Origin of the sequence: Amycolatopsis pittospori (assembly GCF_013870525.1) — a bacterium.
Lineage (GTDB): Bacteria > Actinomycetota > Actinomycetes > Mycobacteriales > Pseudonocardiaceae > Amycolatopsis > Amycolatopsis pittospori.
Map to the genome: position 1 here is coordinate 1 of NZ_JACBXD010000065.1, position 13,157 is coordinate 13,157.

The following is a 13,157-nucleotide window of genomic DNA, read 5'->3' on the forward strand; positions in this document are numbered from 1 at the left end:
CCGCGCCCGCCGAATCCGCGCCGAAGCGACCGCATCAGTCCAAGACGGTGAAGTGGCTCCCGGTCGCCGCGATCGGCCTGCTGATCGTGCTGCTGGTCGCGGCGATCAGCGTCGCCTCCGGCGGGGACGACACCGCGTCCACGCAGACCCCGCCGCCGCCGACCCCGGCGACCAGTTCTCCTCCGCCGAGCAGCAGCGCCGTGGAGAACATCCAGTTCACCTCGCGGGCGTCGGCCGCGGATCAGAAATGCGCGTCGCACGCGTACGGCGACGTCCAGGCGAGCCTTCAACAGACGAGTTGTTCCGCGGTGAAACGGGCCAGCTTCGCCAGCTCCATCGACGGCCGCGCCGCCGCGGTGACGATCGCCGTCGTGGAATTCCCGAACACCGAACAGGCGACCGCGTTCAAGGCGGCCGCCGACACCCCCGGCGGGGGCGGCATCCTCGACGTCGCCACCGAAACCAGCCAGTGGCAGGGTGACGTCCCGGTGTTCGAGGGCGCGGCCTACCAGAGCAGCCAGGACGGGAAATCGGTCCGGCTGGTGCAGGCCGTATGGGTGCCGGGACCGTCCACTCCGGACGATCCCGGCCTGGTCCGGGGCGCGAAGGCCGCCCTGGAACTCCCGGTCAACGGCTAGAGGCCGTACGCCTCCAGCAGACGCAGCCAGACCTCGCTGATCGTCGGGAACGACGGCACGGCGTGCCACAACCGCGACAGCGGAACCTCCCCGACGATCGCGATCGTCGCCGCGTGCAGCAGCTCGGCGACGTCCTGACCGACGAAGGTCGCGCCGACCAGGACGCCGCGTTCGGTGTCGACGACGATCCGTGCCTTGCCCGCGTAGCCGTCCGCGTGCAGCGACGAGCCGGCGACCGCGATGTCGATGTCGACGACGCGGTGCGGTTCGCCCTCTTCCGCGTCCGCGAGCCCGACCGAAGCGACCTCCGGATCGGTGAAGACGACCTGCGGGATGGCGTGGTGATCGGCCGTGGCGCTGTGCGCGCTCCACGCCGCGGCGTCGACAGGCTCGCCCGCGGCCTGGGCGGCCACCGAGTCCCCGGTGGCGCGGGCGGCGTACTTGCCCTGATGCGTCAGCGGCGCGCGGCCGGTGACGTCCCCGACGGCGAACAGCCAGCCACCGTCCACAGCGGACACGCGGCCGTTGTCGTCGGTCGAGAGCGCCGCGCCGGCTTCGAGCCCCAGCACCTCCACGCCGAGTCCGTCGGTCGCCGGGCGGCGGCCGGTGGCGACGAGCAGCTCGTCGACGACCAACCGTTCCCCGCCCTTCAGTGTGAGTTCCTTACCACCGTCCAAAGCGGACACGGCGTCGAGCCCGGAACCGGTGTGCACGGTGACACCGGCCTCGCTCAGCCCCTTGATGACGGCGTCGCCGACGAAGTCCGCCAGCCTCGGCAGCGGGCGCGCACCCGAGATGATCAGGTGGACCTCGGCCCCGAGTGTGGCGTACGCCTGCGCCATTTCGACGCCGACGACACCGCCGCCGAGCACGCCGAGGCGGCGCGGAACGGCTTCGGCCGACGTCGCCTCCCGCGAACCCCAGACGGAAACGCCGTCCAGGCCGGGGATCGACGGCGTCCGCGGGACGCTGCCGGTGGCGACGATCACCGCGTGCCGCGCGGTCAGCACGTCACCGCCGTCGACCGTGACCTCCCGCTCACCGGTGATCCGGCCGTGCCCGCGGATCGGGGCGATCCCGACACCTTCGGCCCACTTGAACTGTCCGGTGTCGTCTCCCTTGCCGGTGAACCAGTCGCGGCGCGCGAACACCTTCGCGGGGTCGACGGCGTCGCCCACCGGGACACCCGGGATGCGCTTGGCTGCGGCGAGGAGGTTTCCCGGCCGAAGCAACGCCTTGCTCGGAATGCAGGCCCAGTAAGAACATTCGCCGCCGAAGCGCTCGTGTTCGACGAGGGCGACCTGGAGCCCTCCGCGCGCGGCCCGTTCGGCGGCGACCTCGCCGACGGGGCCGCCTCCGATCACGATCACGTCAAAAGTCTGTGCTGACATGCATTCAGCGCACACCACCGCGCAGCTTCGCGCAACCTGCCGCTATCCTCGTGTCGCTGCGTGAGTCATCAGCCGCGGGTTCAGATTTCTCCGTGCCGGTTACGCAGTAGAACGATCGAGCGCGGGAGGTTTTTCATGGCCAGGAACACTGCTGTGCATTTGCTGGACGATTTGACCGGCGAGGCGGCCGAAGAAACGGTCGCTTTCGGTTTGGACGGAATCGCCTACGACATCGACCTTTCGGCCGACAATGCCGCGGCACTCCGGGAAACCCTGCGTGCTTTCGTGGAGAACGGCCGTCGTATCGGCGGACGGAAACTCCGCCCGCGGGTCGTGCAGCGTCCGAAGGGCGCGCGTGTGGCGAAGTCGACGCCGAAGACCGCGGCGACCGCGGCCAAGGCCGAGGCGAAGACCGCCGCGAAGCCGGGCCGCAAGCCGGCCGCGAAGGGCGTCGCCGGACGTAAGCCCGCGGCCGCCAAGACCGCGGCGGCGAAGGTCGCCACACCCAAGGCCACCGCCACGACCTCGGCGAAAGCCACTGCGGCCAAAGCGAAGTCGACCCGAAGCACGACGAAGACCACCGCTGCCAAGGCTCCGGCCGGTCGCGCCAAGGCGACCGCCGCGACGAAGACCCCGGCCAAGACGGCGACGAAGACGACCGCCGCGAAGGCCGCACCGAAGACCGCCGCCAAGAGCACGGCCGCGAAGACGACGGCCGTCAAGGCCGCGCCGAAGACCGCCGCCAAGACTCCGGCGAAGAAGGCGGCCGACCCGAAGAAGACCACCCGGGCCGCCCGCAAGGTACCCGTCGTCACTTTCTCGGCCAAGGAAAAGTAATTCGACGGAAAACGGCCCCATTCGCGTAAATATGCGAATGGGGCCGTTCTGTGTCGAATTACTTGCGCTGAGAACCTTCCGAATGCCATTCGGGGTAGTGGTAGCGCGTGCGCTGGAGCGAACGGTGCCACTCCCGCTCGGCGGCCGACGGCTTCCGCGGCACCGGTTCACCCAGTTGCGCGGTCGCCGCCTTGCGGACGGCGGCCGTGACGTCGGCAACACCTTTCCGCAGGCCATGATCGGCGAGCGACGCGACCTGACTGCGATGCGAGTCCATCGGACGGGGATCCGAGGGCGCCGCGGTGAGGTAGCGGCCGACCCGCTCGGCGGCGGTCGAAACGAGCAGGGTCGAGTGCGCGAGCAAGCCCGTTTTCGTCCGGAACACGGCGAAACCGCACAGCTTCGAGTCACCGACGAACAGCCCCCGATCACCGAGCCGCGACGGCAGCCCGAGTTCGGCCACCGTCGCGGTCATCAGTTCCCCCAGTGCTTCGAGCGGTCTGACGGGTTCCCCGGACAACCCGAGCCCCGGCAGGACAAGGGTGATGTTGAGGTTGCCGGGATCGTGGAACACCGTGCCGCCCCCACTGGCCCGGCGCAACACCGGAACACCGTCGCTCGCACAGACGTCGGCCTTGACCTCGCGTTCGATCTTCTGTCCCCGGCCCACCACCACACAGTCGGTGTTGCGCCAGATCCACAGGACCGGCGCCTCCGGTGCGGCACGCAGGAGGGCTTCGTCGAACGCGAGGTTGTCGGCCGGGTCGTCGAACGACGCGACGACTTCCGAGGGACCGGTCACAGTGCTTTGAGTTCCTCCACGATCTCGCTCACCGAGGACTTGGCGTCGCCGAAGAGCATGCTGGTCTTCGCATCGTAGAAGAGCTCGTTGTCGATACCGGCGAAGCCCGAGCTCATCGAGCGCTTGAGCACGATCACCGACCGGCTGTGGTTCACCTTGAGGATCGGCATCCCGTAGATGGGCGAGCCCGGATCGGTCTCCGCGGCCGGGTTCGTGACGTCGTTCGCGCCGATCACCAGCGCGACGTCGGTCTGGGCGAACTCGGAGTTGATCTCGTCCATTTCCTTGAGCTGCTCGTACGGGACGTCGGCCTCGGCGAGGAGCACGTTCATATGCCCCGGCATCCGGCCGGCCACCGGGTGGATCGCGTATTCGACCGTGATCCCCTTGGCCTCAAGCAGCTTCGCCATCTCGCGAACCATGTGCTGTGCCTGCGCGACTGCCATGCCGTAGCCGGGGACGACCACGACCTTGTTCGCGTACGCCATCTGGATGGCGGTGTCGGACGCGCTGGTGCTGCGGACCGGCCGGACCTCGCCGGACCCACCGCTCGCGACAGCCGAGCCGCCGCCGAACCCGCCGGCGACGATGGCCGGGATCGACCGGTTCATCGCCTTCGCCATCAGGTTCGTCAGGATCGAACCCGACGCGCCGACGATCATGCCCGCCACGATCAGCGCGGTGTTGTCGAGGGCGAGCCCCATGGCCGCCGCCGACAGACCGGTGAGCGCGTTCAGCAGGGAGATGACGACCGGCATGTCCGCGCCGCCGATCGGCAGCACGACCACCACACCGAGCACACCCGCCGCGAGCAGCAGGCCGATCATCAGCAGTTCGGCGTCGCCGCCGGTGGCGATGACGACCGCGAAGACGATCGCGGCGAGCAGCACGATCGCGTTGACCGGCTGCTGCAGTTTGCCGAGCGTGATCGGACGGCCGGAGATCAGCTCCTGCAGTTTCCCGAACGCGATATTGGAGCCCCAGAAGGACACCGAACCCACGATCGCGGCGAAGAGCGACGCGATCGCGACGTACGCCGGCTCGTGCGCGTAGCCGTCGGTGGTGCGGAACTCGACCCAGGCGATGAGCGCGACCGCCCCGCCGCCGACGCCGTTGAACAGCGCCACCATCTGCGGCATCGCGGTCATCTTCACCTTGCGCGCGGACGGCACGCCGACGACGACACCGATCGCGACACCGAGGGCGATCAGCAGCCAGTTGCCCATACCGGGCGTCAGGAGCGTCGCGATCACCGCGATGCCCATGCCGACCGCGGCGATCCAGTTACCGCGGACCGCGGTGCGCGGACCGGTCAGACCCATCAGGCCGTAGATGAACAGGGCGAAGGAAATGATGTAGAGGACGGCGATGAAGGTCGTCACTTGTCACCACCGTCTTCCGGCTTCTTCGCCTTGAACATCGAAAGCATCCGGTCGGTGACGAGGAAGCCGCCGACCACGTTGATCGTGCCGAAGGCGATCGCGATCACCAGCAGGATCTTGTTCAGTACGCCGTCCACCCCGAGGCCGAGCACGATCAGCCCGCCGAGCAGGACGATGCCGTGGATGGCGTTGGTCCCCGACATCAGCGGGGTGTGCAGGGTGTTGGGCACCTTCGAAATGACGGTGAAACCCACGAATCCGGCGAGTACGAGGATCGCCAGGCTGCCTACGAGCATCACTCGCCCCCTTCTTCTTCGGCGTCGACGGCGCCGGCCACGCAGGCCCCGGCGACGATCTCGTCGGAGAAGTCGAGCGCGAGCTTGCCTTCCTTATCGACGAGCAGTTCCAGCAACTCGGTGACGTTGCGCGCGTACAGCTCGCTGGAATGCGCGGGCATCTCGGCGGCGAGGTTGAGCGGCGAGCAGATGGTGACGTCGTGCTCGACGATCTCTTCGCCCGGCTTCGTCAGTTCGCAGTTGCCGCCGGACTCGCCGGCGAGGTCGACCACGACACCACCGGCGGGCATCCCCTTCACCGCATCGGCGGTGACGAGGGTCGGCGCCTTGCGGCCGGGGACGAGCGCGGTGGTGATCACGGCGTCGAATCTCGTGATCGCCTCGGTGAGCCTGCGTTGCTGCTCGACCTTTTCCTCGTCGGTCAGCTCACGGGCGTACCCGCCTTCGCCGACCGCCTCGATGCCTAGGTCGAGGAATTTCGCGCCGAGCGATTTGACCTGCTCGCCGACCTCGGGCCGGACGTCGTACCCGGTGGTCTGCGCGCCGAGCCGTTTCGCCGTCGCCAAGGCCTGCAGCCCGGCGACGCCCGCGCCGAGCACGAGGACCTTCGCCGGTGGCACGGTGCCCGCCGCGGTGGTGAGCATCGGGAAGAAGCGGGTGAGTTTCTGCGCGGCCAGCAAGACCGCGCGATAACCCGCGACACTGCTCTGGGACGACAACGCGTCCATGGCCTGCGCCCGGGAGATCCGAGGGATCGCCTCGACGGCGAAGGCACGGACGCCCGCCGATTCGAGCGCCGCTATCCCGTCCGGATCGGCCCGTGGATTCAGGAAGCCGATGAGGATGGTGCCCGTTTTGAGCTTCGCGACTTCGGCCGCGCTCGGCGGCGCCACCTTCACCACGATGTCGGCATCCCACGCGTCGCCGATCTCCGCGCCCGCCTGTTCGAAGGTCTCGTCGGCGAGCAGCGCGCCGGCGCCCGCACCGGACTCGACCACCACCCGCAATCCGCGTCCTGAGACGCGCTCGATGAGCTTCGGTACCAGCGCGACGCGGCGTTCGCCTTGTCCGGTCTCCCGGACAACACCGACCGTGAGCTGCTCGTTTTCTGCCGCCACAGGCGACCTCCTCGCTGGAGAGGACCACACGAACCCGCACTGTTTACCACGTCCCACCGACAACTTTCCTGGCTGAACGTATCCGGACGGCATCTTTCCGTGACATCGCTCATCACGATCGATCCAGCCATCGATCCAGGTGTGCGACGTCATAAGGGGTCCCCATAGGACGGTTTCCGTCCTATGGGGACCCCTCATGACACTTACGGAGCAACGGTTTTCCGCATCACGGAACGCTGCGCCAGTTCGGCACCCCCAGAAAGATCAAGCGCAACCGCCGTTCGGCCGTGCGGACGATCTCACCGTCACGCGACGGCGTCTCGAGCAACTCCAGCACCGTCGTGAGCATGGTCGTCACGATCAGGTCGGCCAGCAGATGCAGATCCTCGGTCGCCCAGGCGCGGAGATTGTCGAATCGAGCGAGATCGACGGCGAGTTCGCTGACGAACAGCTTGAGTTCGAAGCCGATCGCCTGCCGCACCGGCCCGGTGCCGCCGTAACGCTCCCGCGTCAGGAAATGGAAGTGATCCTCGTGGGCGCGCACATGCTCGTGCAGGATGCGCACGGACATCCGGATCATGTCGTTGTAGGCCGCCGGCCTGGTGCGCGCCGACCGGATCATCGTGCGCAAGGTCCGCATCGACTCTTCCACCAGCGCGACGCCCAGTTCGTCCATCGATGCGAAATGGCGATAGAACGCCGTCGGGACGATTCCGGCCTGTTTCGCCACCTCTCGAAGGCTCAGCCCGGAAAAACCGCGCTCCGCCACCAGGTCCAGCGCCGCGTCGAGCAGCGCTTGACGCGTGCGCTGCTTGCGCTCCTGCCGGGAAACGGGCTCCGTTGTCACGACGGACAGCGTAATCGCCTCGGCAGTATCACCCACGTCACATCGCCCTCCTCTCGCGTTGACAAGCGCGACCATCGCCACTTCACTGTTCAGTGTACAAGCGTTCACTGAATTCTGGAGATGTGATGACGGCACTGGTACCGCGCAGGGCCAGGCGGCTGGCCTCGCTGGCCGAGGCCCTGCTCACGCCCCACGGAATGGACCGCTACCTCGAACTCGTCGACCCGATGCTGGTCCGCCACGAGATCCGCGGCCTGGTCACCGACGTCCGGCGGCAGACTCCCGACACGGTCACCCTGACGATCAAGCCGAGCCGCGCCTGGCGCGGCTTCGTCGCGGGCCAGTACGTGCGGGTGACCGTCGAGATCGACGGCGTCCGCCGGACCCGCTGCTACTCGCCGGTCGGTTCGGAGCACGACGGATCACTGGAACTGACCATCAAGGCCGATCCGCAGGGCCTGGTCTCACGGCATCTGAACCGCACGATCACCATCGGTTCCGTGCTCGGACTGTCCACTCCGGACGGTGAGTTCACCCTGCCGTCGCCGAGGCCCCGACGGATCCTCCTGCTCAGCGGTGGGAGCGGGATCACCCCCGTCCTGTCGATGCTGCGCACGCTGGCGGACGAGAAGTACGAGGGCGACGTCGTCTTCCTGCACTACTCGAACACCGCCGAAGACACGCTCTACCGCGCCGAGCTCGCCGACCTCGCCCGCCGCCTCCCCACGCTGCGGGTGGTACACGCGTTCACTCACGCGACCAGCGGCGGGGACCTGCACGGGTTCTTCTCGAAGGAGCACCTCTCGGAAGCGGTGCCCTGGTATCCCGACGCCGAGACCTTCCTGTGCGGCCCCAAGCCCCTGATGGATTCCGTCCGCGAGGCGTTCGAAGCCGACGGCCTGGGCGCACACCTGCACACAGAAGAGTTCACCCCGCCCGCGCTCACCTTCGACACCGAGAACGCCGAAGGACAGGTCCGGTTCGCGCGCAGTGGCCGCGAGTTCGAGAACTCCGGGAAGCCGTTGCTGGAGCAGGCCGAAGAAGCGGGGCTGAGCCCCGAACACGGTTGCCGGATGGGCATCTGCTTCTCCTGCACCCAGATCAAGACCTCGGGCTGCGTGCGCAACGCCAAGACCGGCGAGACCTCCAGCGAAGAGAACGAAGAGATCCAGCTCTGCATCTCCGTCCCGGTCGGGGACGTCGAGATCAACGCTTAGAAAGGACCTGCTCATGACCGGCTTGCAGGACAAACTGACCCCGCACCAAGTCGAGGAGTTCGGCCGCGAACTGGACGAGATCCGGCAGCGGATCGTCGCCGACCTCGGCCAGGTGGACGTCGACTACATCCACAACGTCATCAAGACCCAGCGCGCGCTGGAGGTCGCCGGCCGCGGACTGCTGTTCGCCGGCTTCTTCCCGCCCGCGTGGATCGCCGGCGTCACCGCGCTTTCCGTGGCGAAGATCCTCGACAACATGGAGATCGGCCACAACGTCATGCACGGCCAGTACGACTGGACGCGCGACCCGGCGCTGAGCTCCCAGAAATTCGAGTGGGACACCGTCGCGCCCTCGGAGAACTGGCGCCACTCCCACAACTACATCCACCACACGTACACGAACATCCTCGACAAGGACCGCGACATCGGTTACGGCGTCCTGCGGATGGACCCGGCGCAGAAATGGCATCCGTACTACCTGGGCAACCCGGTGTACGCGACGGCGCTCGCGCTGTTCTTCCAGTGGGGCGTCATGCTGCACGACCTCGAATTCGACCGCGTCGTCAAGGGCGAGCGCAAATGGTCGGACAACAAGGAGGTCGGCCTGAAGATGCTCAAGAAGGCCGGTCGCCAGGTCGGCAAGGACTACGTGCTCTTCCCGCTGCTGACCGGTCCGCTCGCGCCGCTGACCTTCCTCGGCAACGCGACCGCGAACCTGACCCGCAACCTGTGGGCGTTCTCGATCATCTTCTGCGGCCACTTCCCCGCCGACGTCGAGAGCTTCACCGAGGAGGAGACCGAGAACGAATCGCGGGGCCAGTGGTACCTGCGCCAGATCCTCGGCTCGGCGAACATCACCGGCGGGAAGCTCTTCCACATCATGACCGGGAACCTGTCGCACCAGATCGAGCACCACCTGTTCCCGGACATCCCGGCACGCCGCTACCCCGAGATCGCGGGCGAGGTACGGGCGATCTGCGAGAAGTACGGCCTGCCGTACAACACCGGCCCGCTGCACAAGCAGCTGCTCTCGGTGGCGAAGAAGATCGTGAAGCTGGCCATGCCGTGGAACGGCGCGCCCCGCGAAGCCGCTACCGTGGAAAGCGACAAGACCCTCCGAGCGGCTTAAGGTGTCTGACATGGTCGGTCAGTTCGAAAGCACCAAAGACGTGGTCCAAGAGGTCACCGAGTCGGCGGCCACCCACATCGGCAACATCGCGACGATCATCACCGGAGCGATCCGGGACATCGCCCGGGAGACAGGCGACTGGCTGACGGACGTCATCGAGATGCGCGAGGCGTCACAACGCGCGCAGGCGGACGAGAACCGCGAAGACTAGGGAAACCTGGATGGGCACGAGGCGGGTGGCCACGGCAGGCTGAAGCCGTGACCACCCGCCTCGCCCTCCCCCGGTTCGCCGGCCGCGTCCTCGGTGCGCAGCTGAACCGCGCGTACTGGGCGGAGCTGGCGTGGGTGCTCCTCGGCACGCCGCTGACGCTGGTGTTCGTGGCGCTCGTCGTCGTCGGGCTGGTCCTCGGGATCGGCCTGAGCCTGCTCACCATCGGGCTGCCGGTGCTCATCGGCGTCGTGGCGGGCGCACGGCTGATCGGGGTCGCGCATATCGGCCTCGCCCGCGCCCTGCTCGGGACGACGGTCACCCCGCCCGCCCGGCCCGAGCTGCGGCCGGGCCTGTGGAACGGCATCAAGAGCAAGATCGGGGATCCGATCGGATGGCGGTCGATCGCCTACCTGGTGATCCGGCTGCCGCTGTCGTTCATCGAGTTCTTCCTGGTCGCGACCATGCTCGTGTACGCCGTGAGCGCGCTGACCTATCCGCTGTTCTGGTTCACCCTGAACGGTGAAGCCATGCCGACGTTCGACCTCCGGGTCGACACCTGGCCGCTGACCCTGCCACTCGCCCTCACCGGACTGGCCGCGCTGCTGGCCATGCCGTGGGTGGTCCACGGCCTGACCGGACTCGACCGCCTGCTCGTGCGGGGAGTCCTCGGCGCCGAGGATCTCTCCAAACGCGTGCGCGACCTCGAACGCAGCCGGGCGACCGCCGTCGACGACGCGACCCGGCGGTTGCGCCGGATCGAACGCGATCTGCACGACGGCGCGCAGGCCCAGCTGGTCGCGCTGGCGATGAAACTCGGCATCGCGAAGGACGAACTCGCCTCCGACGGCGCCGACACCGCCCACGTCACAGCCCTGATCACCGCCGCGCACGCCAACGCGAAACAGGCCCTGGTCGAACTGCGGGACCTCGCGCGCGGCATCCACCCCGCCGCACTCGACGCCGGCCTCGACGTCGCACTGTCCACTTTGGCCGCCAGCTCGGGTATCGACGCGCGGATCACCGTGGACCTGCCGAGCAGGCCGTCGCCGTCGATCGAGACCATCGCCTACTTCACCGTCGCGGAACTGCTGACCAATGCCGCCAAACACACTTCGGCCGCGATCGAGGTCGACGTCGGTATCTTCGGTGAGGGCCTGCGGCTCGTGGTGCGAGACGGCGGCGAAGGCGGGGCCAGGCTGGAACGCGGCGGCGGGCTCTCCGGGATCGCCGAACGGCTCGCGACCGTCGACGGCGGGCTCGACATCGACAGTCCTCCAGGAGGGCCTACGGTGATCAGCGCGGAGATACCACTACGGAAATAGGACATGGGGGCGGCGTGCGCGTCGTGATCGCGGAAGACTCGGCCATCCTGCGGGCGGGCCTCGTCGAACTGCTGAACCTTCGGGGACACGAGGTCGTCGCGGCGGTGATGGACGGCGACAGCCTGCGCGAAGCGGTCCGCTCCCACCGGCCCGACGTGTCCATTGTGGATATCCGGATGCCACCGACGCACACCGACGAAGGTCTGCGCGCGGCGATCGCCCTGCGCGCGGAAGTGCCCGGATGCGCGATCCTGCTGTTCTCGCAGTACGTCGAGACGCAGTACGCGACGGAACTCCTGGCCGACCGCGCCGGCGGCGTCGGCTACCTGCTGAAGGATCGCGTCGCCGAGGTCTCGGACTTCCTCGACGCGCTTAGCCGGGTCGCCGACGGCGAGACCGTGCTCGACCCGGAAGTGGTCAGCCAGCTCTTCAGCGCCACCCGGAAGACGGACGCGCTCGCCGGCCTGACCCCGCGGGAGCGTGAAGTTCTCGGGCTGATGGCGGAGGGCCGGTCGAACTCGGCCATCGCCGCGGGACTGTTCCTTTCGGCGGGCTCGGTGGAGAAGTACGTGTCGAGCATCTTCGGGAAGCTGGCGCTTCCACAGTCCGAAGGGGACAACCGGCGGGTGCTGGCGGTGCTGCGGTACCTGGAGTCTTAGATCAGGCTTCGGAGCTGATCCACGACTTCGGCGAGAGGTCTCCTCGTGTCGATCTCAAGGGTGGCCGACTCCCGCAGCAGCGGTTCGACCTCTTCCGTGTCCGCGATGACACGTTCCCGTTCCTCGGCGGTCTTGCCGAACGGGTTGCCATCGCGGGTCGCGAGACGTTCGAGGATCACGTCGATCGGCGCGCTGAGCAGGACTATCCGGTCGAACCGGGGGTAGAAGTCCTGCTGGTTCCAGACCGTCCCGGCGATGAACAGCGGCTCGCGGGAGCGTTCGTGCTCGGCGATGAGGGCGTCGATGCGGCCGGGGTGCCATTGGCGTTCCCTGCCCGCTTCTTCGGCGATCCAGCCGCCGATGTCGGTGTCGACGGTGCGGAATCCCTTGCGCGCCAAGGCGTTGAGGGCGGTCGACTTGCCTGTGCCGGACATACCGGTCACGAGGATGACGGTCACGTCCGGATCCTACGGTGGCTGACCGGGTGCGGTCTGTTCGTCTTCGGGAGTTGCCGAAAGACGGCGTTGCATCGGTACCCAGGCAAGATCGGCACGGCAGGGCGTGACTGGCCAGGCCGGAGCCAAGGCGGGCTCGGTGACGAAGGCAGACCGGGCTATCGGTCTATGCATCGTGTTCCGTCTCGGATTCCCGATGGGTCGAGGTAGGCGGGTGGGATGGCAAGGCAGCCTGCGACCTGTGTCCTCACACGGTGCCGGTCGCGCCTCTGATGGTCCTTGAGTGTTGCCGGAAGACGACAACAGCGCATCGGCTGCGGGGCACGATCAGCAGAAAACGGCCCACTCTCGCGTACCTGACCGGGGCCAGTGCGGGCAAGGCTGGGCTATCGGCCTATACCCGCAAGTGCATCGTGCTGCGCCTCGGAGTCCGGTCGGGTCGAGACAGGCAAGTGCGATGGCAACGGAGCCTGCGAGCCTATGTCCTCACACAGTGCCGGTCGCGCCCCTGGTGGTCCTTGAGCGTCGCCGGAAGACGACAACAGCGCGCATCGGCTGCGGGGCACGAAGCGGAAAACGGCCCGCCCTCGCATACCTGACCGGGGGCCAGTGCGGGCAAGGCTGAGCTATCGGCCTATCCCGCAAGTGCATCGTGCTGCGCCTCGGAGTCCGGTCGGGTCGAGACAGGCAAGTGCGATGGCAACAGAGCCTGCGAGGCTATGTCCTCACACAGTGCCGGTCGCGCCCCTGGTGGTCCTTGAGCGTCGCCGGAAGACGACAACAGCGCGCATCGGCTGCGGGGCACGAGCAGCAGAAACGGCCCACCCTCGCATACCTGACCGGGGGCCAGTGC

At 67.8% G+C, this 13,157-nt stretch carries 13 protein-coding genes and 1 pseudogene; 7 read left to right on the top strand and 7 right to left on the bottom strand.

The window, feature by feature from the left end; all coding sequences use genetic code 11:
* Positions 1–638, top strand: a pseudogene (locus H5J31_RS28805) (hypothetical protein); the annotation flags it as partial.
* On the opposite strand, the gene H5J31_RS28810 reads toward H5J31_RS28805, so the two are convergent.
* Positions 635–2,008: a dihydrolipoyl dehydrogenase family protein gene (locus H5J31_RS28810; protein ID WP_328701640.1), complete on the bottom strand. Its 1,374-nt coding sequence runs from the start codon at positions 2,006–2,008 to the stop codon at positions 635–637. The pseudogene H5J31_RS28805 and the gene H5J31_RS28810 overlap by 4 nt on opposite strands.
* A 156-nt stretch (positions 2,009–2,164) precedes the next feature.
* Between H5J31_RS28810 and H5J31_RS28815 the strand changes: the two genes are divergently transcribed.
* Positions 2,165–2,866 (top strand): Lsr2 dimerization domain-containing protein, encoded by a 702-nt coding sequence (locus H5J31_RS28815; RefSeq protein WP_181775800.1) that lies wholly within the window; start codon positions 2,165–2,167, stop codon positions 2,864–2,866.
* 58 nt (positions 2,867–2,924) lie between these two features.
* Here H5J31_RS28815 and H5J31_RS28820 read toward each other — a convergent pair whose 3' ends face one another.
* The 5 genes from H5J31_RS28820 to H5J31_RS28840 form a co-directional block, all read right to left on the bottom strand.
* Positions 2,925–3,668 (bottom strand): lipoate--protein ligase family protein, encoded by a 744-nt coding sequence (locus H5J31_RS28820; RefSeq protein WP_181775801.1) that lies wholly within the window; start codon positions 3,666–3,668, stop codon positions 2,925–2,927.
* Complete coding sequence (locus H5J31_RS28825) at positions 3,665–5,050, bottom strand: NAD(P)(+) transhydrogenase (Re/Si-specific) subunit beta (protein ID WP_181775802.1); 1,386 nt, start codon at positions 5,048–5,050, stop codon at positions 3,665–3,667. Before H5J31_RS28825 ends, H5J31_RS28820 begins: the two co-directional genes overlap by 4 nt.
* Entirely contained in the window at positions 5,047–5,346 is a 300-nt protein-coding gene (locus H5J31_RS28830) for an NAD(P) transhydrogenase subunit alpha (RefSeq protein WP_007032801.1), read from the bottom strand. The genes H5J31_RS28825 and H5J31_RS28830 overlap by 4 nt, the downstream gene beginning before the upstream one ends.
* On the bottom strand, positions 5,346–6,464 hold the full coding sequence (locus H5J31_RS28835) for a Re/Si-specific NAD(P)(+) transhydrogenase subunit alpha (protein ID WP_181775803.1): 1,119 nt from the start codon (positions 6,462–6,464) through the stop codon (positions 5,346–5,348). Before H5J31_RS28835 ends, H5J31_RS28830 begins: the two co-directional genes overlap by 1 nt.
* A gap of 226 nt (positions 6,465–6,690) precedes the next feature.
* Positions 6,691–7,347 (bottom strand): TetR family transcriptional regulator, encoded by a 657-nt coding sequence (locus H5J31_RS28840; protein ID WP_181775832.1) that lies wholly within the window; start codon positions 7,345–7,347, stop codon positions 6,691–6,693.
* Between the two features lie 89 nt (positions 7,348–7,436).
* On the opposite strand from H5J31_RS28840, the gene H5J31_RS28845 reads away from it, so the two are divergent.
* The 5 genes from H5J31_RS28845 to H5J31_RS28865 are packed head-to-tail and all read left to right on the top strand — an operon-like array spanning position 7,437 to position 11,849.
* The gene (locus H5J31_RS28845; protein WP_181775804.1) at positions 7,437–8,528 is read left to right on the top strand and encodes a ferredoxin reductase; all 1,092 of its coding nucleotides are present in this window, start codon (positions 7,437–7,439) and stop codon (positions 8,526–8,528) included.
* A gap of 13 nt (positions 8,529–8,541) precedes the next feature.
* Positions 8,542–9,657 carry a fatty acid desaturase family protein gene (locus H5J31_RS28850; RefSeq protein WP_181775805.1) on the top strand — a complete coding sequence of 372 codons (1,116 nt, stop codon included), beginning with the start codon at positions 8,542–8,544 and terminating at the stop codon, positions 9,655–9,657.
* A gap of 10 nt (positions 9,658–9,667) precedes the next feature.
* The gene (locus H5J31_RS28855) at positions 9,668–9,868 is read left to right on the top strand and encodes a hypothetical protein (RefSeq protein WP_126736024.1); all 201 of its coding nucleotides are present in this window, start codon (positions 9,668–9,670) and stop codon (positions 9,866–9,868) included.
* Positions 9,869–9,915: 47 nt separating this feature from the next.
* Positions 9,916–11,190 carry a sensor histidine kinase gene (locus H5J31_RS28860; RefSeq protein ID WP_181775806.1) on the top strand — a complete coding sequence of 425 codons (1,275 nt, stop codon included), beginning with the start codon at positions 9,916–9,918 and terminating at the stop codon, positions 11,188–11,190.
* Positions 11,191–11,204: 14 nt separating this feature from the next.
* Complete coding sequence (locus H5J31_RS28865) at positions 11,205–11,849, top strand: response regulator transcription factor (RefSeq protein ID WP_181775807.1); 645 nt, start codon at positions 11,205–11,207, stop codon at positions 11,847–11,849.
* Here the strand turns inward: H5J31_RS28865 and H5J31_RS28870 are convergent.
* Positions 11,846–12,307, bottom strand: a complete 462-nt coding sequence (locus H5J31_RS28870; protein ID WP_328701641.1) for an AAA family ATPase — start codon at positions 12,305–12,307, stop codon at positions 11,846–11,848. The two genes, H5J31_RS28865 and H5J31_RS28870, sit on opposite strands and share 4 nt — an antisense overlap.
* Between the last annotated feature and the right edge of the window lie 850 nt (positions 12,308–13,157).

Coding starts and splice junctions, on each gene's coding strand:
- H5J31_RS28855 (WP_126736024.1), top strand. CDS start 9,668: ATGGTCGGTCAGTTCGAAAGCACCAAAGACGTGGTCCAAGAGGTCACC.
- H5J31_RS28850 (WP_181775805.1), top strand. CDS start 8,542: ATGACCGGCTTGCAGGACAAACTGACCCCGCACCAAGTCGAGGAGTTC.
- H5J31_RS28830 (WP_007032801.1), bottom strand. CDS start 5,346: ATGCTCGTAGGCAGCCTGGCGATCCTCGTACTCGCCGGATTCGTGGGT.
- H5J31_RS28815 (WP_181775800.1), top strand. CDS start 2,165: ATGGCCAGGAACACTGCTGTGCATTTGCTGGACGATTTGACCGGCGAG.
- H5J31_RS28845 (WP_181775804.1), top strand. CDS start 7,437: ATGACGGCACTGGTACCGCGCAGGGCCAGGCGGCTGGCCTCGCTGGCC.